This is a genomic window from Pseudoalteromonas sp. TAE79, from assembly GCF_000498015.1.
Taxonomy (GTDB): domain Bacteria; phylum Pseudomonadota; class Gammaproteobacteria; order Enterobacterales; family Alteromonadaceae; genus Pseudoalteromonas.
The window spans coordinates 1-22,690 of the sequence record NZ_AUTL01000100.1 but is presented as its reverse complement, the minus strand read 5'-3'; the positions used below and the strand labels follow the sequence as shown (position 1 = coordinate 22,690).

The 22,690-nt window shown below is 39.6% G+C and carries 19 protein-coding genes and 1 pseudogene; 8 read left to right on the top strand and 12 right to left on the bottom strand.

The window, feature by feature from the left end; all coding sequences use genetic code 11:
- Window positions 1–17 precede the first annotated feature (17 nt).
- The gene (locus L655_RS0105420) at window positions 18–857 is read right to left on the bottom strand and encodes an HDOD domain-containing protein (protein ID WP_024604355.1); all 840 of its coding nucleotides are present in this window, start codon (window positions 855–857) and stop codon (window positions 18–20) included.
- Between the two features lie 294 nt (window positions 858–1,151).
- On the opposite strand from L655_RS0105420, the gene L655_RS0105415 reads away from it, so the two are divergent.
- Entirely contained in the window at window positions 1,152–2,852 is a 1,701-nt protein-coding gene (locus L655_RS0105415) for a hypothetical protein (protein ID WP_024604354.1), read from the top strand.
- A 55-nt stretch (window positions 2,853–2,907) separates the two neighbouring features.
- On the opposite strand, the gene L655_RS0105410 is transcribed toward L655_RS0105415, so the two are convergent.
- A complete protein-coding gene (locus tag L655_RS0105410) occupies window positions 2,908–3,441 on the bottom strand; it encodes a hypothetical protein (RefSeq protein ID WP_024604353.1) in 534 nt (177 codons plus the stop codon).
- Between the two features lie 203 nt (window positions 3,442–3,644).
- Window positions 3,645–4,043 (bottom strand): HIT domain-containing protein, encoded by a 399-nt coding sequence (locus L655_RS0105405; RefSeq protein WP_024604352.1) that lies wholly within the window; start codon window positions 4,041–4,043, stop codon window positions 3,645–3,647.
- A gap of 111 nt (window positions 4,044–4,154) precedes the next feature.
- On the opposite strand from L655_RS0105405, the gene L655_RS0105400 reads away from it, so the two are divergent.
- Both L655_RS0105400 and L655_RS0105395 read left to right on the top strand, forming a co-directional pair.
- On the top strand, window positions 4,155–6,338 hold the full coding sequence (locus L655_RS0105400) for a S9 family peptidase (protein ID WP_024604351.1): 2,184 nt from the start codon (window positions 4,155–4,157) through the stop codon (window positions 6,336–6,338).
- Window positions 6,339–6,480: 142 nt separating this feature from the next.
- A complete protein-coding gene (locus L655_RS0105395) occupies window positions 6,481–8,118 on the top strand; it encodes a methyl-accepting chemotaxis protein (RefSeq protein WP_024604350.1) in 1,638 nt (545 codons plus the stop codon).
- A 72-nt stretch (window positions 8,119–8,190) separates the two neighbouring features.
- Here L655_RS0105395 and L655_RS01000000125145 read toward each other — a convergent pair.
- The 3 genes and pseudogenes from L655_RS01000000125145 to L655_RS1000000127530 form a co-directional block, all read right to left on the bottom strand.
- Window positions 8,191–9,715: pseudogene (locus L655_RS01000000125145) on the bottom strand (leucyl aminopeptidase family protein).
- Between the two features lie 129 nt (window positions 9,716–9,844).
- Entirely contained in the window at window positions 9,845–10,897 is a 1,053-nt protein-coding gene (dinB, locus tag L655_RS0105385; RefSeq protein WP_033011491.1) for a DNA polymerase IV, read from the bottom strand.
- Between the two features lie 340 nt (window positions 10,898–11,237).
- Window positions 11,238–11,414, bottom strand: a complete 177-nt coding sequence (locus L655_RS1000000127530) for a hypothetical protein (RefSeq protein ID WP_198925110.1) — start codon at window positions 11,412–11,414, stop codon at window positions 11,238–11,240.
- A 162-nt stretch (window positions 11,415–11,576) separates the two neighbouring features.
- Between L655_RS1000000127530 and L655_RS0105375 the strand changes: the two genes are divergently transcribed.
- The 3 genes from L655_RS0105375 (at window position 11,577) to L655_RS0105365 (ending at window position 14,113) form a co-directional block, all read left to right on the top strand.
- Window positions 11,577–12,011 carry a thioesterase family protein gene (locus tag L655_RS0105375; protein WP_010553137.1) on the top strand — a complete coding sequence of 145 codons (435 nt, stop codon included), beginning with the start codon at window positions 11,577–11,579 and terminating at the stop codon, window positions 12,009–12,011.
- A 9-nt stretch (window positions 12,012–12,020) separates the two neighbouring features.
- On the top strand, window positions 12,021–13,073 hold the full coding sequence (locus tag L655_RS0105370; protein ID WP_024604348.1) for an aldo/keto reductase: 1,053 nt from the start codon (window positions 12,021–12,023) through the stop codon (window positions 13,071–13,073).
- 116 nt (window positions 13,074–13,189) lie between these two features.
- Complete coding sequence (locus L655_RS0105365) at window positions 13,190–14,113, top strand: ABC transporter substrate-binding protein (protein ID WP_024604347.1); 924 nt, start codon at window positions 13,190–13,192, stop codon at window positions 14,111–14,113.
- On the opposite strand, the gene L655_RS0105360 is transcribed toward L655_RS0105365, so the two are convergent.
- The 6 genes from L655_RS0105360 to L655_RS0105335 form a co-directional block, all read right to left on the bottom strand.
- Window positions 14,064–14,684: a fumarylacetoacetate hydrolase family protein gene (locus L655_RS0105360; RefSeq protein ID WP_002958091.1), complete on the bottom strand. Its 621-nt coding sequence runs from the start codon at window positions 14,682–14,684 to the stop codon at window positions 14,064–14,066. The genes L655_RS0105365 and L655_RS0105360 overlap by 50 nt on opposite strands.
- A gap of 376 nt (window positions 14,685–15,060) precedes the next feature.
- On the bottom strand, window positions 15,061–17,028 hold the full coding sequence (locus tag L655_RS0105355; RefSeq protein ID WP_002958090.1) for a response regulator: 1,968 nt from the start codon (window positions 17,026–17,028) through the stop codon (window positions 15,061–15,063).
- 10 nt (window positions 17,029–17,038) lie between these two features.
- Window positions 17,039–17,500 (bottom strand): response regulator, encoded by a 462-nt coding sequence (locus L655_RS0105350; protein WP_002958089.1) that lies wholly within the window; start codon window positions 17,498–17,500, stop codon window positions 17,039–17,041.
- Entirely contained in the window at window positions 17,501–18,985 is a 1,485-nt protein-coding gene (locus tag L655_RS0105345; protein WP_024604346.1) for a sensor histidine kinase, read from the bottom strand.
- A gap of 38 nt (window positions 18,986–19,023) precedes the next feature.
- The gene (locus L655_RS0105340; protein ID WP_002958087.1) at window positions 19,024–19,233 is read right to left on the bottom strand and encodes a histidine kinase dimerization/phospho-acceptor domain-containing protein; all 210 of its coding nucleotides are present in this window, start codon (window positions 19,231–19,233) and stop codon (window positions 19,024–19,026) included.
- A gap of 14 nt (window positions 19,234–19,247) precedes the next feature.
- Window positions 19,248–20,588, bottom strand: coding sequence for a sigma-54 dependent transcriptional regulator (locus L655_RS0105335; protein WP_024604345.1), 1,341 nt, complete (start codon window positions 20,586–20,588; stop codon window positions 19,248–19,250).
- Between the two features lie 233 nt (window positions 20,589–20,821).
- Here L655_RS0105335 and L655_RS0105330 point away from each other — a divergent pair, with 233 nt between their 5' ends.
- Both L655_RS0105330 and L655_RS0105325 read left to right on the top strand, forming a co-directional pair.
- Window positions 20,822–21,337: an NUDIX hydrolase gene (locus L655_RS0105330; protein ID WP_024604344.1), complete on the top strand. Its 516-nt coding sequence runs from the start codon at window positions 20,822–20,824 to the stop codon at window positions 21,335–21,337.
- Between the two features lie 111 nt (window positions 21,338–21,448).
- Window positions 21,449–22,666, top strand: a complete 1,218-nt coding sequence (locus L655_RS0105325; protein ID WP_125825536.1) for an IS4 family transposase — start codon at window positions 21,449–21,451, stop codon at window positions 22,664–22,666.
- The last annotated feature ends 24 nt before the right edge of the window (window positions 22,667–22,690 follow it).

Below are 22,690 nucleotides of genomic sequence, written 5' to 3'. Positions count from 1 at the left end.
TGTGTAATAAAAAATGTTTAGCTAAACATGTTTTTCACATCAGTTAGCATATCGTTGTATTCATCACTTGTGAATAATTGCATAGATGGTATTACACCTTTATCTATATATGTTTGCAGCGCTGCCGATTTATCAGAAACTTGTAACGTCCCCTCTAAAATAGCGCCTACTCGAATAAAGTCGACGTAACTAACTTTATCAGGTTTGTAACTTGGATCTGCCCAGCTTAGAGCTACATCAACAAACTCTTTAGGAAACTCCCACGCTTGCATGATGGATGAGCCAATTTTTCCACTCAGTTTTTGAATTGCGTGAGCTAAAAAGCTTGGATTAGCAAACACTTCAGGGTGGCGCTCAGCTTCAGTTAAAATTGGTAATACACCAATATTATAAACAAGTGCTGCTAATGTAATTGAATCACGATTTAATGAAGTGTGTTTATTGTTTTTTAAGTAAAACTCCATGAGTGTTATTGAATGGCTAGCAACGGTTAATGTTTTTTGCCAAGCCTTACCCATGTAGCCTTTAATCAGCTCATTGTTTGATACAAATAATTGCTCCATCGCCATAGCCGTTGCAATATTTTTAATTTGGCGCAACCCAATGCGAGTCACCGCTTGTTGTAAATTAGATACTTTTACAGAGCGTCCCATAATTGCACTATTAGCTACTTTTATCATACGAGCTGAAAGCGCTGGATCTTGTGAGATTACATCTGACATTTGCATTAAATTAACATCAGGGTTATCTGCAGCTTGGCGAACCTTAATCGCTACTTCAGGTAGCGTTGGTAAAACCAACGTATCGTTATTTATTCTATCGACTAGAATCGTTAATAAAGCGTTTTCTGTAGACATAAAGCTGCCGTCCTTTTGTGTTCAGCCTGTAAAGTAACTGCGAACTCAGGCAGTTAATTTTTGTATTAGTAATATAATTAGTATTGTCTAACTTACCGATAAAGTTAAGAAAATTATAGAAGTTTATTTTATTTATAATGTTTTACCGCTCATGCTTGCCTTACAACGCCAAATACTTGCTATTTACCATTTAGTTTTGCTTTAATGCACTCACAATAAGGAAGCGTTTGTACGTATTTAGCCTTTTAACTAAAACAGTACAATTATTAAACTTACTTTTTAACAGGCAATATAATGATCTTAAATAAAATTAGCCAAGCAATTATGCTCTCTGGTGTTGTTTTTCTTAGTGCATGTTCTGAACAAGCACCGTCTTCTACCGACAACACAGCCGTAGAGCTTGCTCAAAAAAGCAGTGCACAATCAGGTCCTAAGCTTATTAATGCAGATAAACAACGTTTAGATATTTACACCGACTTTAGCTTGAAAAGTGATTTATCACACTTGAGCGACAACCAAAGAGCGATGGTTGGAAAGCTTATTGATGCCTCAAAAATAATGGACGAATTATTTTGGAAGCAATCTTTTGGTGAGAATAAAGATGCTTTTTTAACAAAGTTAGGTGACGAAAAAGTACGTAAATTTGCCGATATTAACTACGGTCCATGGGATCGTTTAAATGGCGATGAAGCGTTTTTATCTAGCTATAAAGAAAAGCCTCTTGGCGCACAGTTTTACCCTGCAGATATAACCAAAGAAGAGTTAAACAACGCAGACGTTGAAGACAAAACAGGGCTTTACTCTGTAATTAAGCGTGATGAGCAAGGTAAGCTTTATAGCGTGCCATATTCAAAAGAGTATGCTGCTGAGCTTGCACAAGCCGCTGACCTTTTACGCGAAGCAAGTAAACTTGCTGATGATAAAGAGTTTGCTAATTACCTAAACCTGCGTGCTGACGCTCTACAAAAAGATGACTTCCAAGTTTCTGACTTTGCTTGGATGGACATGAAAAACAACCCCGTAGATGTGGTTATTGGCCCAATTGAAACTTATGAAGACCAATTATTTGGTTACCGTGCTGCTTATGAATCTTACGTACTTATTAAAGATTTAAAATGGAGCGAACGTTTAGCTAAATTTGCAGCATTTTTACCTGAACTTCAAAAAGACTTACCTGTTGATGCCAAGTACAAACAAGAAGTACCAGGCTCTGACGCCGATCTAAATGCCTATGATGTTGTTTACTACGCAGGGCATTCAAACGCTGGCAGCAAAACAATTGCAATTAACTTACCAAACGATGAGCAAGTACAGTTAGAAAAAGGCACACGTCGTCTGCAACTTAAAAATGCGATGCGCGCTAAGTTTGATAAAATTTTAGTGCCAATTTCAGAGCAGTTAATTGTACCTGAGCAGCGTAAACACATTACTTTTGATGCCTTTTTTGCCAATACGATGTTCCATGAAGTCGCTCACGGTTTAGGTATTAAAAATACAATCACTGGTAAAGGAACTGTTCGTCAATCATTACAAGAGCACGCGAGTGCACTTGAAGAAGGTAAAGCCGATATTTTAGGTTTGTACATGGTTGAGCAATTGCTTAAAAAAGGCGAAATTACTGAAGGTACGCTTGAAGATTACTACACGACGTTTATGGCTGGCATATTCCGCTCAGTACGTTTTGGTGCATCAAGTGCGCATGGTCAAGCGAATATGATCCGCTTTAACTTTTTTGCACAAGAAGGCGCGTTTTCTAAAAATGAAGCGGGCTTATATAGTATAAACATGGAAAAAATGAGCACTGCTATTGCAGACCTATCTCGCTTAATTTTAACCTTACAAGGTGATGGCGATTACGAAAAAGTAGATCAACTAATCGCAACGCATGGCGATATTAAAGAAGAACTAGCTAAAGACTTAGAAAAACTAAGTAAAGCAAATATCCCTGTAGATGTAACGTTTAAACAAGGTAAAGAAGTACTAGGTTTAAAATAACCTAGCACGGTGATAATTTAAGGGCGCTGTAGTTTATAATTGCAGCGCTTTTTTATTATTTATCGTTTACCACTTCACGCACTACAGGCTCTAGACTTTTCATACCCCAGCGTTTTCCTTTATCAAGCGCGGCCTCTAAATCAAGACCCTGCACATGTGCAGAAATTGCAATCAACGCTCCAACTCGATTGCTACTTGCACAATGCACTAAAATCGATTCTCCCTCAAACTCATTAAGTAAGTTTGTTAAATTACGCGCATTTTCAACAGTAACATCCTTCGCACCTGCAATAGGTAATGCGTGATAGCTCATCCCTAAAGATCGCACAAACTCACCTTCATCCCACGTTTGTTCACTGAAAGCGCGCAGGTTTATGACATGCTTTACACCCGCTTGTGATAATAACTTGATCTGCTCAGCATTGGGCTGTGCGCCCGAGTAAACATGATTACTATGTTCAACTAAATTTTCTATATCTGTCTTTTTAATAATTTCAGTGTTAACTGCCCGCTCAGCTGCAACAGCAAAGTGCCCACCTGATAATGCGACAATAAATAAACCCGTACAAAGTTGATTGATTAGTTTCATTTTATTCCTTATTGATTAGAGTCTGTTGACCTTCAGTATTAAAATTTTTTCTACCTAAGGCAGCGTATATTTGGCATTTATACTACGTTATCGCCTATTTATGCGAAGCAGACGCACAATATAAGCATAAACTCGGCCTTACCTAAAAACTAAACAGGCTACTAAAAATTTAACCCCGAAAGATAAATAAACCCGAATAGCTATTAAAAATGGGTTTTTAATTTTACTATTTGCTCATCACTATAAGGGACTGCAGGAAATTTACCCCAAATTGGCGCAGGCCAAGCAGCATCACTCGTAAAGCGCGCAATATGATGAATATGTAATTGTGGTACCATATTACCTAAAGCCGCTACGTTTAACTTATCCGGACTAAACACATCCATTAATAACTTACTTAACTTGGCTGACTCTTTTAAATAAACTATTTGATCATCCTCAGATAAATCAATTATTTCTCTTAAGTTAACCTGCCTTGGCACTAATACAAACCACGGATACTGACTATCGTTTAATAAAAGTACTTTACACAGCGGCCAATCGGCAAGTTCTATACAGTCGCGTTTAAGCTCTGGTGCAAGTTCAAATTTAAGGTTCGTCATTGTTATGTCCTACTTTGTCTTTAATAATCGCCACTTTATAGCATTTAGTTGCAGTTGCACACGCTTGGCTTTACCATCAAAGCAATATTTATAATAAGCTAAGGCAACCTTGTGCTAAAAAAAATAAAACACCTCTCACTAGCCCTACCATTAATGGTTGGCGCTATTAGTGTTCAAGCAAAACCTTTATCGTTGGAGCGTATTTTTGACGATCCGAGCCTTTCAGGTAAATCACCTGTACAACTTAAATTTTCGCCTGACGGCAGCCGTGTAACTTATTTACAAGGTAAAAGCGATGACTACAACCGCTACGATTTATGGGAATATAATTTAAAAGATAACACCAATCGTGTGCTAGTTGATTCGGCAAAATTATTTTCAGGCCCAGAAAACCTATCAGATGAAGAAAAAGCCCGCCGCGAACGCCAACGTATTTTTGGTAAAGGCATACTTGAGTACAAATGGTCGAAAGACGGTAAAGCACTTTTATTCCCACTTAACGGCGACCTTTACTATTACGATTTAGCCTCAGGTAAAAGTAAAAAGCTAACCAATACTGAAACATTTGAAACCGATGCACGCTTTTCACCTAAAGGTAATTATGTATCATTCATTCGTGAACAAAATCTTTATGCTTTAGAGCTTGATTCAGGAAAAGAAATTCAGCTTAGTAAAGATGGCGGTGGCGTAATTAAAAATGGTATGGCTGAGTTTGTTGCTCAAGAAGAGATGAGCCGCATGACGGGTTACTGGTGGTCAGGTGATGAAACTAAAATTGCTTATACCCGCGTTGACGAAACTCCAGTAAAAGAAGCTATCCGTAACGAAATTTACGCTGATGAAGTTAAATTATTTAACCAACGCTACCCGTTTACAGGTACCGACAATGTTAAAATTCAACTCGGTGTGGTTAAACTAAACGACCAAAAAGTAGATTGGATTGATTTAGGTAAAAATGAAGACATTTATATCGCGCGTGCTAAGTGGCTAAAAGACGGCAATACACTTTCTTACCAATGGCAAAATCGCTCGCAACATAAATTAGAGCTTCGTTTTTATAACAGCGAAACTAAAGTCCAAAAAGTAGCATTAACCGAAGACAGCGAAACGTGGATTAACTTACATTTTGATCTTGAGTTTTTAAAAGACAAAAAACATTTTGTATGGGCATCTGAGCGCGACGGTTTTAAACACTTATATCTGTATCGCACAAACGGTCAACTTGTACGTCAAATCACCTCTGGTGATTGGGCTGTTGATAGCTTAAAAGGTATTGATGAGAAAAAAGGCATTGTTTACTTTGCCGGTCGAAAAGATACACCGCTTGAAAGCCATTTATACAGCGCGCCTTTATTTAAAAAAGGCGATGCCAAACGTATCACCGAAAAAGGTCAGTACCATAATGTTGTGCTAGCAAAAGACAGCAAAACCTTTATCGATAATAGCTCGTCTGATAATAAACCAAACTCAGCAGCGCTTCGTAAAGTAAACGGCGAATTTATTACATGGCTTGAAGAAAATAAGCTTGATAGTAACCATCCGCTTACTCCTTATTTAAGCGACTTAACAAAACCAGAATACGGCATAATTAAAGCCGAAGATGGCCAAGTTATGCATTACCGTTTATTTAAGCCTAGCAACATTACTGATGGCAAAAAGCACCCTGTTATTGTTAACGTATACGGCGGCCCGCATGCTCAACGAGTGACGAATAGCTGGCGCAGTAAAAACTTGTACTTTCAGTACATGGCACAACAAGGTTACGTCATTTTTCAACTAGATAACCGTGGTTCGTACAACCGTGGTAAAAAGTTTGAAGATGCTATTTATAAAAACCTAGGCGTGGTTGAAGTTGCCGATCAAATTAAAGGCGTAGAGTTTTTACGTACACTTGATTACGTAGACCCACAACGCATCGGTGTTTATGGCCACAGCTACGGCGGNCAAGCCGGCGTATCGGGTGCTCCTGTAACCGATTGGGCTCTATACGATACGCATTACACAGAACGTTATTTAGGTCACCCTGATACGAATGCTAAAGGGTATGAAGACAGCGCAGTATTTCCATATGCTGATGGCTTAAAAGGCCCATTAATGATTTATCATGGAATGGCTGATGACAACGTGTTGTTTACGCATTCAACTAAATTATTTAAGCAACTACAAGATAACGAAAAACAGTTTGAAATGATGACCTACCCAGGCTCTAAGCACAGCCTACGTGGTAAACAGGTGCAAACACACTTACATCAAACAATTACAAACTTTTTTAATCGTCATTTTGATGTTAAATAATTAAACTATTTTAAAAATAGACAAAGGCTGATTGATAAATCAGCCTTTTTTTTGCATTATTACTCGTCGGACCTAGATTAAACTTTCTTTTTAGCTACGCTTATCCTATGCGCTAAAGCGCACACTTTTTGAGGATAAATGTATGCCTAGTCTACGTAGTTTCAGTATATTCCAACGTTTCTCGCTACTTATAGCAATTGTGGTGTTTGGGCTTATAGCGCTTAGTATAGCCAGCTTAACTCACCAATATAGCTCTCTTAAAAACGAGCAGTACCTTAAAACACAAAATGTAGTAGAAACTGCGTACAGTATAATCGAGCACTTTTATGACCTTGAGCAAAATAATACTCTCACTCAACAACAAGCTCAATCGCAAGCACTTAATGCAATAGGAGCTCTGCGCTACGACAAAACCAATTACTTTTGGATTAACAATTACCAGCCAAAAATGGTTATGCATCCTATAAAACCTGCGCTTGAAGGAAAAGATTTAACCAATAATAAAGACCCTGACGGCAAAGCACTGTTTGTTGATATGGTTAATATAGTTAAACGCTCTGGCGAGGGATTTATTCCTTATAAATGGCCAAAACCAGGTAAAGAAAAACCGGTTGAAAAAATCGCATTTGTTAAAGGTTTTAATCAATGGCAATGGATTATTGGCTCAGGTGTTTATCTTGATTCAATTGACGAAGCATTTAGCGAGCAACGAAACCTTATAGTCGTCAGTGCAACAATTATGATTATTGCTGTTATTTTACTTAGTTACTTTATAGGCAAAAGCATTTTAATACCTACTCGTTTAGCAGCCGATATGATGAAAGACATTTCACAAGGCGAAGGCGATTTAACTCGTACATTAAATGAATCCGGTAACGATGAAATATCTGAACTATCACACTCATTTAATTTATTTGTTTTAAAAATGCGAGAGTCTCTTGTTCATGTATCACAAAGTGCAAACGACGTAAGCGAACATGCGCATACAGTTGATGATTCAAGTAGAACAAGCCACTCGTTTATTGAGCTTCAAAACGACAGCTCAACCCAAGTTGCAGCTGCCATGGAGCAAATGACTCACCAAATACATGATGTAAGCCGTAACGCCGAAGCCGCAGAGCAAGCAGCTAAGGATGCAGCACAAAACGCATCAACGGGTAAAAATGTAGTTGCGCAAACAATTACAGCAATAGAAACACTCTCAAGCAACATAGAAACAGTCAGCCGCGTAACAGAAGATTTAGCCAACGAGAGCCATAATATAGGCTCTGTACTTGATGTAATAAGAAGCATATCGGAGCAAACAAACTTACTGGCATTAAATGCTGCCATTGAGGCTGCTCGCGCAGGAGAGCATGGCCGAGGATTTGCTGTTGTTGCAGATGAAGTAAGAACACTGGCCAGTCGTACAGGGCAAAGTACCGACGAAATTCAAACCATGATCACTAAACTTCAAGAAGGTGCAAAAGCAGCAGTAGAAGCAGTTAAATCAAGCCAAGCACTTTCAGTTTCTACCGTAGATCAGGCGTCATCAGCCAATACTTCACTTAATGAAATAGAACGACTTGTTTCAATTATTACCGAAATGAACAGCCAAATCGCACGCGCCACAGAGCAGCAAACTCAAGCTGCCGACGAGGTTAATTTGCGTATTAATGAGCTATCTCAATCAACTGAGCAATCATTAAATAATACTAAACAGCTTACCGATGCCAGTGATAATCTTAAACAAAGTAGCCAAGAGCTTTCGAGCGTAGTTAATCGTTTTAAATTAGATTAATCGATACCGTTCTCATAAAATGCAAAAAGCCCTGAATTAACAGGGCTTTTTTATTGCATGTAAGTTTTTAGCTTACAAACAGTAACGTGCAAACAAGCTCGTTACTGATGCAGCCGTTGGCTTGCCATGCTGCCAATCACCGCCTTCAACACCGCTTCCTGCAATGTCCATATGCACATAAGGCAAAGGTTGCGCAGAGTCGTTACCGTGCTTATCAAGCCCACCAACAATAGCCATAAACGCCATAGGGAACTGATGTCCACGAGCAGTAACTGCAGATGCCGCATTATTACTAGAGAGTACATCGTCAGCTAGCGTGCGTGGTTTAATAAAGTCGTAATCTTCACGGCGAGAACGCGATACTTCTGCGCCATCGGCCCACAAATCTCCAAGGTCAGCTATTTGACGTGAAACACCTGCGCTACGAGCTGGACCGTTTTCAACATACGCACCGTAAGGACCCATTGCACGTGCCGCGTGACCCGTTAATGTAGCAACAGTAAACAACGTTGGGTTTATTTCGCCTTTAGCTAAATCTTTCATTTCGCTAAGCAGGTCGCCCATTGCTAAGCGCCCTTCTGCATCGGTATTACCAATGCGTACACGGATACCTTCGCGGCTAGTAATAATTTCATCTGGCACAAAACAATCCGAGCCAATAGAGTTACGAACAACAGCCAAGTACGATACTACTTTAACGCCTTTAGGCTGATAATCCGCAACAGCTTTCATAAAGCCCGCAACAGAAGCTGCGCCACCTTTATCACGGCTCATGCCTGCCATATGGCCACCTACTTTTAAATCGGCGCCGCCTGTATCGTATACAAGACCCTTACCTACAAACATAAGTGTACGAGTAATTTCGCCCTCTGGTACATATTCAAGCTTAACAACACGTGGGTGATGGCGCTCAACTGCATACGATGCACGAGCAACAGTGCTTAGCATTGGGTAGTTTTTATCAATAGCTGCAATATCATCAATTACGTCAACTGCAATGTTTGAGCCTTTAAATAAATCAACGCAGTAATCAGCAAAACGTGGTGGAGCCATACGCTCAGGTTCGGTGCCACATAAGTCACGCGCGGCATATTGGCCCGCAGCAATTGCATTAACTGCTTTAATTGTTTGCTCGCTTGCGCCAACTAAACCAATTTGAGTAATAGGTTCAATACTTTCACCGTGATATTCACGCGCTTCTAATGGCTGCCATNCATAAGGCTTGGCAAGCGCCTAAATAAGCAACTTCTAAAGCATGCTGATAACGGCTATCGCCATTTAAATTTGGTAAAAATAATGCAGGGTTAACACTACCCGACGCTTTTGCTTCGTTAATTGCTAATTTAGCAGCATCAAAATAACGGCGTACATCGTCGTAATCTCTATTTATCGGACCCGTTGGCGCAAGTACAACGCGTTTGTTTTCAATCACTAATAAAGTAACTTGTTTACCAATACGAGAATCAACTTTTGCTTGGTCTAAAATAGCATTACGTAATGAGTTATTTGGTAATAGAGAAAAGTCATCACTAATAATAATAAGCGCATCATGAGATGTGCATTCAAGGCTTGCACTAACCGCTTGAGGGTATGCCATAAATAAAGTCCTGTTAGAAAACATAAGCCCCTATTATCGTCGATTTAAATATTGAAGACCAGCAAGGTGAGATCAGCTAATTATACAAGTTGCCAATAAATGGCAACTTGGGGTTACAGGCTTTACAGCTTAATCGAGAATACTCAGTTGAAAGTTTTGCTCTGGCTCGCTTTTAATGCCAACGCCTATGCCAAGTAATCTTACAGGTTGTTGTAGCCCTCGTTGATAGGCCTTAGTAAGGAGTTGAATAAATATTTCTGTGTTTAGCTCGTGGTATGCCTGATCGGCTGAGGTCACTACAAAATTTGCAAACTTCACTTTAACACTCAGCTTATTAATACGGTTTTGTAATTGCTGTTTATTAAGTCTTAAAACTAATTCGTCTAACAATTTTGGCAGCTCATCTAAGCACTCTTGCAAACTTGTTTTGTTGTATTCGTAGGTATGCTCAACACTCAGCGACTTTCTGATGCGATCTGTTGATACTTTACCAACATATTCACCTGCACATTTTTGATAAAGCGACACACCAAAGTTACCCACATGTTGCTGCATCCAGTTAACGCCTTTTTCGCGTACATCCTTGCCGGTATATAAGCCTTTTAAATTTAGCTTTTCGAGCGTTACTTTACCCACCCCCGGGATTTTCCCCAGCGGTAATTGCGCTAAAAAGTCATCGATCTCATGAGGCAAAACGACAAATTGACCATTCGGTTTTTTTTCGTCGCTGGCTATTTTGGCAATAAATTTAATCGGTGCAATGCCTGCTGATGCAGTGAGCCCGGTGGCATTGTAAATATCGGCTCTTATTTGCTGTGCAATAAGTGTGGCACTGCCTTTACAAGCGGTGCTGTCTGTTACATCTAGGTAGGCTTCGTCTAAAGAAAGAGGTTCAACTAAATCTGTGTAGCGGCTAAATACTTCACGTATTTGATTTGAAGCTTCTTTGTATACAGCCATGCGCCCAGGGACAATAACTAAATCGGGGCATAATTGTTTAGCATGATAGTTCGACATAGCCGATCGCACGCCATATTCTCTAGCTATATAGTTAGCGGTTGAGAGCACGCCTCGTCGGCTATTGCCTCCAATAGCAAGCGGTACACATGCAAGTTTTGGATTATCTCGCATTTCTACTGCTGCATAAAAGCAATCCATGTCTATGTGAATAAACTTCTTCATCACCACAACAACAACTGGTTATTTATACAGTTATTATTATATAATCAAATGTGATAAGCAAGCCTAGGGCCTGTTTATCTTTCGAGGTTAAATTTGCAGCAGTATGTTTGGTATTTAGGCAAGGCAGAGCCTATGTAGTGTGGTTATTCCCCATAAATAGGCGATAACGTAGCACAAATGCCAAACATACGCTGCCCGAAGGGTTCTGCCTAGGGGCAATTTACTCTTTGTTGCTCGGTTTTTACTTAGCCCACTAGGTCACAAACCTCGCGCCGCGATTAAATAGCCCTTAGATTGAACAAATTTTAATCCTGAAAGGTCAACAGGCCCTAGTTAGCGATTAAAAAAAGCGCTTATTACCTTCTTGCTCTTTATAACCGCGCAACCAAAACACAACCTCGAAAAAAAACCCCGCTAACATCAAAATAATAGCGCCTGATTCGTTACCCATTGCGTAACAGGTAAAAGAGGCTATAAAAACCAAACAAGCTAAGGACCAGTTAATTATGTTCTGCATATTTCTACCTCTGTGTGTTTTTGTGTTTGTCTGTGCAATTTAACTGTAGACCTAAAATTAAATAGGTACAATCATCTTATAAAAAAACTTGCCATTAATTACCTTGAGCTCGTAACCCCATGTTGATAATCTAAGTACTTTAAAATTAAGGGCCAATAAATAATGCAAACGTTTAAAGATCAGCACCCTATCCATACTGACATCACCGTAGCGTGGGCTGATATGGATGCACTACAACACGTAAATAATGTAGTGTATTTACGTTACTTTGAAATAGCCCGAATCGACTTCTTAAATAAAATAAATCTGTTCGATACAATAAGCCCTAATGGCGTGGGCCCGGTAATAAGCGAAAATAACATTCGTTATAAACGCCCAGTTACATTCCCAGATACGCTTACAGTCGGTGTTACTATTTCTGATATAAAAACAGACCGATTTGTTATGAATTACACCGTATTTAGTCACGCACAAAACGCTATAACAACAACAGGCACTTCAAAAGTGGTTATGTTTGATTTTGAAACAGGCCAAAAAGCCCTCATTGCAGAGCCTCTTTTATCGGCGTTAGTTAGCTACTCTCAAGACGAGCAATAAGGAATTCTCATGCAATACAGCCCACTTGGCAGCAGTGGTATTAAAGTTTCAAGAGTATGTTTAGGCAGTATGACTTGGGGTAAACAAAATACTCAAAGCGATGCTGATGAACAAATAGCCTACGCGCTAGAGCAAGGCGTAAACTTTATTGATACAGCCGAAATGTATGCAGTACCGCCCTCTCCAGAGACATATGGAAAAACTGAGGAAATTATTGGCGATTGGCTATCGCGTAATCAGCAAAAGCGCAGCGATGTGGTACTTGCTACAAAAATTGCAGGCAATGGATTATCGTGGGTACGTGATGGTGGCAATATTACGCGCCAAACGGTAATAGAAGCCGTAGACGATTCACTTAAGCGCCTTAAAACCGACTACATTGATTTATATCAGCTGCATTGGCCAAACCGCTCTACCCCGCACTTTGGCAGACAATGGCCCGGCACTCTTAAATTTACCGACGTAAATACACAAGAGCAGCAAGCTAGTATGCTTGATATTCTAGAGGGCCTTAATGAATGTGTTAAAGCAGGTAAAATTAAGCACTGCGGTTTATCTGACGATACGCCATGGGGTATAAGCCAGTTTTTAAGTTTGGCCAAAGAGCATAACTTACCGCGTATGGTATCTATTCAAAATGAGTTTAGTTTAGCGCACGCTAAAGACTGGCCGTATTTAATAGAACAATGTGTACACGAAGATATTGCCTACTTACCGTGGTCGCCCTTAGCAGCCGGTTTATTAACGGGTAAATACCTAAACGGTGCTCGCCCAGAAGGATCTCGTTGGACCTTCATGCAGCGCAACGGTATTTTTAGAGATACACCCAATGCAGAGCAAGCCACTAAGCAGTATGTTGAGCTGGCTCATGCAAACAATATTACTCCAGCACAACTAGCACTCGCATGGTGTAACCAAGTAGATGGCGTAACCTCTTCAATTATTGGTGCAACAAGCATAGCCCAATTAAAAGAAGATATTGATGCATTTAACATCACGTTAAGCGACGAAATTCTTAGTGAGATTAACACTATATTTAAAAACTATCCTATGCCTTATTAAGCATGTACCAGTTAAAAGCAGCCTTGAACAAGGCTGCTTTTAACTAAAATATTTGACCCTACTACAACCAACACTATACTTTAATTAAGTTTTCTTAATTCAACGAACACTTATCAATGCTGAGAAACGGATACTATGCATTTTGTCTATTAATTGTATTTAACGCGCATGCTGTTGAACAAAAATTACAGCCTCTAGAAGAAATTATTTGGCTGCAAAGTTACACGCCCCCTTTTCATATAGCTAAAAGCGAAAGTGCACCACAAGGCGGTATTTGCGACAACCTAACCGAGCAACTCATTAGAACAATAACAGGTGTAAAACATACCCGCTTAATTGTCCCTCAGCAGCGTATAAATAAATATTTAAGTGAAGGAAAAAACGTATGCTTCCCGTGTGTTATTTATAAAAAACATAATAACCAACTACTTAACTACTCAAATCCAACAACGGTATATCCCCCATTTTCAATTATCACGACTAAAGAGCTAAAGCCCAAATTAGAAGAAAAGCACGGCTCGCCTATTCACCTTATTAATTTATTAACCGACCCGCAATACGTATACGGGCAAGCTGCTGCACGTAAATTTACAACTAAAATTAATACAATTATTGAAAACACAAAACGAGATAAAGAGTCGTCGTTAAGTTGGAGTAGCGAAAATGAAAGTCAGGCTGTTATAGCACGCTTGAGTCACGGCTTTTTAGACTACTCAATTGATTACCCGTTTATGGCCGATTACTTTAATAAACAAGGAGAATATACGAATATAGAGAGTGTACCAATTGCAGAAAATGACATTCAATTTATACGAGGAGCAATAGGTTGTGCGGCTAACGCACCTAATAATTTTGCACAGCAAGCGCTTAAAAAAATTAACCGCGCGCTAAAAAATAATGTACTACAATCGCCTGAGTATCAACAAAGTCAGCATAATTGGCTTAAAACTACCTTTGCCGACTTTGATAAACACTACCAACAGCAAGTTATTAATTTTTACTTACTTGCCACTGATGCTCAAGCAAGCACTGATCATTAGCATAAAGTGCCACAGCAAAAATACTTTTAGGTGTTACCTCGCCTACGCCCGACGGTGTGCCTGTCATTACTACATCACCATCTTCTAAGCTCATAAATTCACTAATTTCTTGTAAAATTGAGTCCGGATTATGCAGCATAAAATGAGTATCGCCTCGCTGAATTACTTCATTATTAATTTTAAGTTCAAAAGTAAAGTGCTTCATTGTCTCTGTTAGCGCTACAAAATCAGTTAAAATAACAGAGCCGTCGAACGCTTTTGCGCGCTCCCATGGAAGTCCTTTATTTTTTAATTTACTTTGCACAGTACGCTTAGTTAAATCAAGGCCGAGTCCAACCCCTACAAATTTTTTATTTTTAACTACAAAACATAGCTCGGTTTCATAATGCAGCGTATCGCCGTTATGAGCCGCAAATAACGTATTAGTAATTGCACTATTTGGTTTGTTAAATAATACCATTTTGTCTGGCGTTTCGTTATTTAGCTCTGCAATGTGTGCGGTATAGTTACGGCCAACACACACTACTTTTGATGGTGTTAATTCTTCAGATACTAACTTTATTGAATGCATATAAATAATGTCTCAGTTATTGGACCTGTTGACCTTTCAGGATTAAAATTTGTTCAATCTAGGGGCTATTTAATCGCGGCGCGAGATTTGTAACCTAGTGGCTCGGTAACTGCTCCTGCGTTATTCTACTGACTTACATCCCTGTAAGAATAAGTAAAAACCGAGCAAAGCTTCCGCGTCCTGCTCACGCCCCTTACCTAAATCCATGTAGGCAACAAAGAGTATATAGCCCCTGGGCAGAACCCTTCGGGCAGCGCGTGTTTGGCATTTGTGCTACGTTATCGCCTATTTATGGGTAATAACCACACTACACAGGCTCTGCCTTGCCTAAATACCAAACATACTGGCAAATTTAACCTCGAAAGATAAACAGGCCCTAGCTAATAAGCGTTTCAAGTAAGCTCAAATTAATAGGTTTAAGTAAAACTCGGTCAATATTTAAATCTTTTATTTCTTTAGGATCTGGCTCTGCGCCACTTACAATCACCAAGCGTAGCTCTGGATATCGCTCATTAACTTGCTGGCCTAAATCAATGCCACGCCCATCAGGTAAATGCATGTCTAACAATACCTTATTAAATTGCTGGTCGTGATTAAGTATTTGCAAACATTGTGCGCAGCTAGACGCAATGACGGTTTCAACGCCTAGACTTTCTAAAAGTAGCTGCGTAATTTGCGCTGCATCGTGATCGTCTTCAACAAGTAAAAAGCGCTGCTTTTTCTCGGTTAAGCCCTTACTACAATTTATATCTTTAGCTTGCGGTGCATGCTCTGGCGCTACCAAATAATCTTGCAAACATTGATATAAAGCCGCGCTATCAACAGGTTTTGGTATTACATCGTTAAAGCCAAGTGCAGCAAGCTCCTCATGTATGCCTTTCATAGTAGCGGCAGTGAGCGCGATTATTGGGCCTTTGTAACCCATTTTTCTAAGCTCTATGGTAGCTTCCTTGCCGCCCATTACAGGCATATGAATATCAATAAAAATAATATCGTAAGGCGCTTTATACGCATCTGCAATACGCACTTTTTCAAGTGCTTGCTGCCCATGTTCGGCGTAATCTACGCGCGCACCACAGGTACTGATCATATGCCCTACTAACATGCGTAAATCACGTAAATCATCAACTACTAATACTCGCCCATGCACTTTGCATGGGGCCGATTTACTTTGTAGTTGTGGAACGCTGCTAAAATTAAGTACTTGTCGTTCTACTTCGCTAATATCACCTGGATACACCGAAATCGTAAATGTAGCACCCTTGCCAATTTCAGAGTGCAAACTAATATTACCGTGCATACGCGCTAACAACTCAGCACATATTGCCAAGCCAAGGCCTGCACCACCTACAGAGCGTGATTCCACATCGGCTATCTGCTCAAATGGCTTAAATATTAGTTCTTGTTTTTCAGGGGCAATGCCCATGCCTGAATCTTTAATGCTAAAAAATAGCATTTCACGATCATCAACCCACTGCGTCCACGCATTAACAACAATTTCGCCTTTATCGGTAAATTTAACCGCATTGTTTATTAAGTTTATTAAAATTTGGCGAACTCTTGTTGCATCCAGTCGTGCAACTAAGGGCAATGGCTGTTGAGATTCAAAACGCAGTGTAAGGCCTTTATCAAGCACCGATACACGCATTAAGGTGTATACATCGGCAAGCATGCTATCAAGGTTAACTTCGCTTAAGGTCAGTTCGAGTTTATCGGCCGCTATTTTAGATAAATCGAGCACGTCGTTTAACAAGCTCAATAAATGTTTACCATTTCGATAAATAACACCCAATTCATTTTCTGCTTGCTGACTAAAATCGCTCTGCATTAATAATTCGGTGTAACCTAAAATAGATGATAGAGGGGTTCTTAATTCATGGCTCAAATGGGCTAAAAAGCGGTCTTTTGAACGATTTTCAGCTTCGGCTTTTAAACGTTCAACTCGCTCGCCTTCAACATCTTTACGAGCAAGTGCATAACGAATAGCACGTGCAAAACGGCTCGAACTCATTTCTGTTTTTATTAAGTAATCTACTGCACCGGCGTCAAGCGCTGCCGAGTCTAACTCATCGTTTGACTGCCCGGTAAGCATAATAATTGGGCCGCTAAAGCCATTCGCAATGGCCTCTTTTAATACATCTAAACCATTAGATGCACCCAAGCGGTAATCAAGCAGGCAAATGTCGTGCTCATTTTTACTAAGCGTTGCAATTGCCTGCTCTGGGGAGCTTATCCATTGAATGTTAAACGTGTGTGAATCCAATTGGTCCAGATAGTCGCAGGTGAGTATATAATCATCTTCATCGTCTTCTACAAGCAGCAACTGAGTCACTTTATCTAACATACAATCTCCATTAATCGTTAAATGTTGTCGGTAGCTCTACAAACTCTACCCAGTATTTTCCTAGCGTTTTCATCAAATCAACCAAACCATCAAACGTCACTGGTTTTGTAATATAAGATGCAGCACCTAAGTTATACCCTTTAACCATATCTTCTTCTTGCTTAGATGTAGTTAAAATAACGACCGGAATTCCCTTTAAATTAGGGTTCCCTTTTATAGCTTCAAGCGCTTCACGGCCATCCATTCTTGGCATATTTAGATCAAGTAATATTAATCCTGGTCGCGGCGACACTGTTTTATCTTCAAACTTACCTTTACGTTCTAAATATTCAAGTAACTCAACGCCGTCTTCTACAAAATGAAGCTCGTTAAGTACACGGCTTTCGGCAAGGGCATCTTGTGTTAACAAACGATCATCTTCATCATCGTCTGCCATTAAAATAGTAATAGGTTTTACTTTTGAATAGGGCATTTAAGCCTCTCCTTGCAATGTGAAAAGCTCAGCTTCCACAGGTAGTTTTATAATGAAGGTTGCACCTTCACCGTCTTTACTTTGGGCTGTAATTGTTCCGCCGTGGCGCTCCACAATACGCCTACATACAGAAAGGCCAATACCTGTGCCTTTATATTGTGAGCGACCGTGCAAACGTTGAAACGGTACAAATATTTTATCGGCATAGTCTTGTGAAAAACCAATACCGTTATCTTCTATAGTAATAACTTGAAAGCTTAAATTAGCATTATGATCCTCGCTAAAAATGTCTTCATGCTGGTAACTGATTTTTATATGTGGACTTACATCTGGGCGTCTAAATTTAACAGCATTCGACAACAAGTTTAAAAACAACTGCTGCATTTGGCTCTTATCAGCCTGAATAACTGGTAAATCCTCTACATCAACTTGTGTATTAGACTCGCCTATGGCAATTTCTAAATCACTGAGTATATCGGTTACAACGTCGTTTAAATTTGTATCATCAAAATCTTTACCGCGGGTGGTAATACGTGAAAACTCTAGTAAGTCGTTTATTAAATTAGACATGCGTTGCGCCGCATTTTTCATGCGTCCAATATAATCAATCCCTTTTTCACCAAGCTCATCTTTAAACATGGTTTCGAGACGGTCACTAAAGGCTTGAATTTTTCTAAGAGGCTCTTGTAAATCATGACTTGCAACAAAAGCAAACTCCTCAAGCTCTCGGTTACTTCGGCTCAGTTCATCAGAATACAACGTTAGCTCTTGTGTACGCTCAGACACTTTAGTTGCTAATGTTTCGTTTTGTTTTTCAAGCTCAAAGCGATACCGTGCCGCATTTCTTAAATTAAGCCGCGTCATTACAAACATACCTATAATAAGTAATATGCTTGTGACTGCTGTAATAGCAAACGTGATTTTAGCTTCATTCTTAATTTGCGCTAACTTTGAAAAATGGCTCACTTTAAAGAGTAATTCACGGTCTTGAATTTCATTAACATACTCTCTAATTTGCTTATAAAGCTCCCTGCCTTTATGTGTATTTAACACATACAATGCACGCCTTTCTCTATCATCAAGTGCCAGGTTTACAGTTTGCTTCAGCTCTTTAATTTTGCTATCGACAAGTACAAGCAACTGAGCAATACGCTCAGCCTGACCGTCAATTTCAGAGTGCAACGACTTAACATGATCTGTCTGCGCCTCAATTTGTCCAATAGCATCGTAGTAAGGCGTTAAATAGTCAGTCTCTTCTGTTAATAAATAGCCACGCTGGCCTGATTCAGCCTGCACTATTGACAAATGTAGTTGCTCAATTGCTGTTGTCAGCATATTAGTGTTGTCTAAACTTTTTTGGGTTTGTGTTAAACCTTGAATCGTATTCAATGCTAAAAATGCGTTACCCACAATAATACTCAACACAACAACTATAAAAGCTGCCCAAGTAATATTCGCTTTCCCTTGATGTTCTTGTTTGCTCATTTAGCTTCCCGAATTAGCGTTTATACAACACTTAATATTTATTGAGAGTCAGTTATTTTTTGTAAACTTTCACTGCATTGTTGACAGTTGTTAATAATCTTATCAAGTGCATCTAGCGCTTTATCTTTTGGCATATCGTTTTCGAGTACCAACTTAATAAGCTCTGCATTCATCGATATACGATTAAGCGGCGCTCTTGCATCGTGAACTAACTTGTTTAGCTGCTCTGTTTGGTTATCGGATGTCATGCCCTTCCTCAAATCTATTTGTATTCGCCAATACCGCCATATGCATTAAGGCGGTTATAAAGTGTTTTAGTACTAATACCCAGCATTTGTGCAGCAAGCGTTTTATTACCTTGCACCTTGTCAAGCGTTGCATGAATAAGCTCTTTTTCAACTTCTTCAATAGTTTGCCCTGCTGATACTGGCTTATCTGCAGTTTGGTTATTAACACGTGAAAACGGCGACTCTAAGTTATCAGGTAAAATAATATCGCTAGTTTGCGGGTCACTCATAATGAATGCTCGGTGTATTGCGTGGCGAATTTCGCGCACATTACCTGGCCATTCATAACTTTGCAGTTCTTTAAGCTGTGCGGGTGTCCAACTAAATGCAGTGCCATTTTCATCATTAAGTTGATCTAAAAATGCTTTCGCTAATAACGGTACATCTTCTTTTCTGTCGCGTAGCGGCGGTATATCAATAGGGAAAACAGCCAACCTAAAGTAAATATCTTCACGAATAATATTATTTTGCGCTAAATCGGTAAGCGAGCGGTTAGTGGCCGAAATAACGCGACAATTGGTTGGTATTTCTCTGTTACCACCTACGCGTGTTACTTTTTTAGTTTCAAGCACTCGCAGTAAATTTGGCTGCATATCAATTGGCATTTCGGTCACTTCATCTAAAAACAAAGTACCGTTATTTGATTGCTCAAATACACCTTCTTTGCGGGCTATAGCACCGGTAAAGGCGCCTTTTTCATGGCCAAATAACTCACTACCTATTAATTCTTTTGAAAGCGCACCACAGTTGCTCGCCACTAACGGGCCTTCGCACTGGCTTGCGTTATGAATAGCCTGAGCTACAACTTCTTTACCTGCACCACTTTCACCCATCAACATTACATTGGCATTTGTTTTAGCAACGCGTTCAATCATATTGTAAAGCTTGTGCATTACTTCTGATTCGCCAATTAAACCACCAAAGTGACGCGTTATACCGCCCGACTTTGCTTTTTTAACTGCTTTTTTAGGGCCATTTAAAACCAGTTCTAAATCTTCGCGTTGTAATGGCTTTAATAAATGCCCTACATTTGGCTCACACATCTCAGCTAAAATGCCCTTAACTGAAGGATGACCCGATATAAGTGTAATTTTTGGAGATTGCCCAATCGTTTTTAGGTGATCAAGTAAGTGCAAACCGCTACCATCAGGTAACATAAAATCAAGCAACACATGGTCAAAGGTATTATTTTCAAACCATTGATGTGCTTCTTTTAAACTGGTTGCGGTGCTTATATTGTGGCCGAGGAATTCGACTATGTGGCATACAACGTCACTAAACTCGACGTCATCGTCTACTAAAAGTATGTCTAACATGATAAATCCCTATGCTTTTTTTCTTATTCTACGCATCCTAAATATTAATTTAAAGGCGCACCTAGAATCTAATTACTTAAATAGTTAAGTAATCCAATGCTATCTATTTTACCAACCTAATATTTACGTACGCTTAAAAAAAACGATCACAAATTACGAAAAATAATTAAAATCGTTTCTATTTATAGAATGGTAGCAACTGTTATCATTAAAAACCTAAAAAAGGAGACGAAATGCAGCAATTAAAAACCTTAATACATTCAGGTATTAATATTGACCAAGGCAGTCAATTTACCCGTTTAACGGCTCGCGCCATTGTTATTAAAAATAATAAAATACTTTTAATGTATACAAACCGCTATGAAGACTACAGTTTACCTGGTGGTGGAGTAGATGAAGGCGAAAGTATTGAGCAAGGTTTGATGCGTGAACTAAGCGAGGAAACCGGTGCACAAAAAATAAGTGTTGTTAAAGCCTTTGGACTCTATGAAGAGTATCGCCCTTGGTATAAAGACGACTTTGATATTATTCATATTAAATCGTATTGCTTTGTATGTAATATTGCCGACGAATTTGGCAAAGCACAGTTAGAGCATTATGAGCAGCAAAATGGCATGACCGCTAAATGGGTTAACATTAACGACGCAATTGCACATAACGAGCGCACCATTGCTAACAGTGAAAAACAAGGGCTTTCTATTTTACGAGAAACTTACTTATTAAAGCGCATTGCAAAGGAGCTAATATAAAGCTCTGTGTTTGCCCTAAAGTATCCCCAGAATTAGCCTTTACATATCAATGAACTAACAGTATTAAAAAATGTGGGTAGTGAGGGAACATTCATGGTGTTTTGTGATCTTATGAATCGCTTAAAAACAACAGAACTAAACACCATGAATGCGTCTACTATTTTGCACAATATGCTCCGCGCTGTCACCCCTAACTCTATTCATAAAGCCAGATTTAATACTCTAGTCGCTGCCGTTAAATCTCTTTTGCACTGTCAGCAATGCACCTTGACGTCTATCGGCCGCAATTTGGATTCAAAAACAACTGAAAAACATGATATTAAACGTATTGACCGACTACTCAGTAACAATGAGCTTTTGCGTGAATCGATATCGGTTTATGTTCGCTTAACCCGTTTTGTGGTCACTGAAAAGCATCCCGTCATTTTGGTCGATTGGAGCCATGCTGATACACAAACCAAATACTGTATTCTGCGTGCCAGCATTGTCAGTGAAGGTCGCTCTTTAACCCTGTATCAGGAAAGTGCATTCAGCTTTCAATATCATTGCCCAAAAGTGCAAAAACGGTTTTTAAAGATGCTCAAACTGATCTTGCCGAGTGATTGCCGCCCCGTGATTGTGACGGATGCGGGCTTTAAAGTCCCCTGGCTCAAAGCCGTGCGGAACAATGGCTGGCATTATATTAGTCGGGTTCGTGGTACGGCACATTTGAAAACGCAGGACAGCGATGAGTTTATTCCATGCCAGTCACTATTCAAGAACAATCAGCGTAAGAGCCAGTATCTTGGCGCGACCGAGCTGACCAAAAGTGCAAAATATCAAACTCATGCAGTGTTGGTTGGCAAGGGACATAAGTTATTAAAAAGAGATAAAAAACGCGGTTATAAGGAGCCTTGGCTACTCGTTTCTTCTCTTCCAAAAAGACACCACTTTCTCGAAAAGGTGCTCAAGCTATATGGAATGAGAATGCAGATAGAGGCAGGGTTTCGAGACCAAAAAAGTGTTAGGTTCGGCTTAGGCTCAGATCTGCACAGAACGAACAAACTCTATCGATTAGACATACTTTTACTGCTCGCAACATTGGCTCATTGGTTCTCAATGATGCTGGGTGCTGTGATAGACAAAGCAGGAAAGACAGGGGCTTTTCAAGCTAACTCAAGCAAAAACAGGCGAGTAGTGTCATGGGCATTTGTTGGGTTGCGATACTTCAAAAAACAGTCCATTAAGCTGCGGCGGCGAGATTACTTGGAAGGGCTAGCCTATTTCGTACAGGTGGTAGTGCAACTCGATTGGAAAAATATGGATGTGAGTGATGTGATTGAAATTTAATAATTATTTTTGGGGATCCCTTAG

Bases quoted from the DNA above. Each gene is read 5' to 3' on its own strand.
- L655_RS0105420 (WP_024604355.1), bottom strand. From the start codon at position 857: ATGTCTACAGAAAACGCTTTATTAACGATTCTAGTCGATAGAATAAAT.
- L655_RS0105415 (WP_024604354.1), top strand. From the start codon at position 1,152: ATGATCTTAAATAAAATTAGCCAAGCAATTATGCTCTCTGGTGTTGTT.
- L655_RS0105410 (WP_024604353.1), bottom strand. From the start codon at position 3,441: ATGAAACTAATCAATCAACTTTGTACGGGTTTATTTATTGTCGCATTA.
- L655_RS0105405 (WP_024604352.1), bottom strand. From the start codon at position 4,043: ATGACGAACCTTAAATTTGAACTTGCACCAGAGCTTAAACGCGACTGT.
- L655_RS0105395 (WP_024604350.1), top strand. From the start codon at position 6,481: ATGCCTAGTCTACGTAGTTTCAGTATATTCCAACGTTTCTCGCTACTT.
- dinB (WP_033011491.1), bottom strand. From the start codon at position 10,897: ATGAAGAAGTTTATTCACATAGACATGGATTGCTTTTATGCAGCAGTA.
- L655_RS1000000127530 (WP_198925110.1), bottom strand. From the start codon at position 11,414: ATGCAGAACATAATTAACTGGTCCTTAGCTTGTTTGGTTTTTATAGCC.
- L655_RS0105375 (WP_010553137.1), top strand. From the start codon at position 11,577: ATGCAAACGTTTAAAGATCAGCACCCTATCCATACTGACATCACCGTA.
- L655_RS0105370 (WP_024604348.1), top strand. From the start codon at position 12,021: ATGCAATACAGCCCACTTGGCAGCAGTGGTATTAAAGTTTCAAGAGTA.
- L655_RS0105365 (WP_024604347.1), top strand. From the start codon at position 13,190: ATGCTGAGAAACGGATACTATGCATTTTGTCTATTAATTGTATTTAAC.
- L655_RS0105360 (WP_002958091.1), bottom strand. From the start codon at position 14,684: ATGCATTCAATAAAGTTAGTATCTGAAGAATTAACACCATCAAAAGTA.
- L655_RS0105355 (WP_002958090.1), bottom strand. From the start codon at position 17,028: ATGTTAGATAAAGTGACTCAGTTGCTGCTTGTAGAAGACGATGAAGAT.
- L655_RS0105350 (WP_002958089.1), bottom strand. From the start codon at position 17,500: ATGCCCTATTCAAAAGTAAAACCTATTACTATTTTAATGGCAGACGAT.
- L655_RS0105345 (WP_024604346.1), bottom strand. From the start codon at position 18,985: ATGAGCAAACAAGAACATCAAGGGAAAGCGAATATTACTTGGGCAGCT.
- L655_RS0105340 (WP_002958087.1), bottom strand. From the start codon at position 19,233: ATGACATCCGATAACCAAACAGAGCAGCTAAACAAGTTAGTTCACGAT.
- L655_RS0105335 (WP_024604345.1), bottom strand. From the start codon at position 20,588: ATGTTAGACATACTTTTAGTAGACGATGACGTCGAGTTTAGTGACGTT.
- L655_RS0105330 (WP_024604344.1), top strand. From the start codon at position 20,822: ATGCAGCAATTAAAAACCTTAATACATTCAGGTATTAATATTGACCAA.
- L655_RS0105325 (WP_125825536.1), top strand. From the start codon at position 21,449: ATGAATCGCTTAAAAACAACAGAACTAAACACCATGAATGCGTCTACT.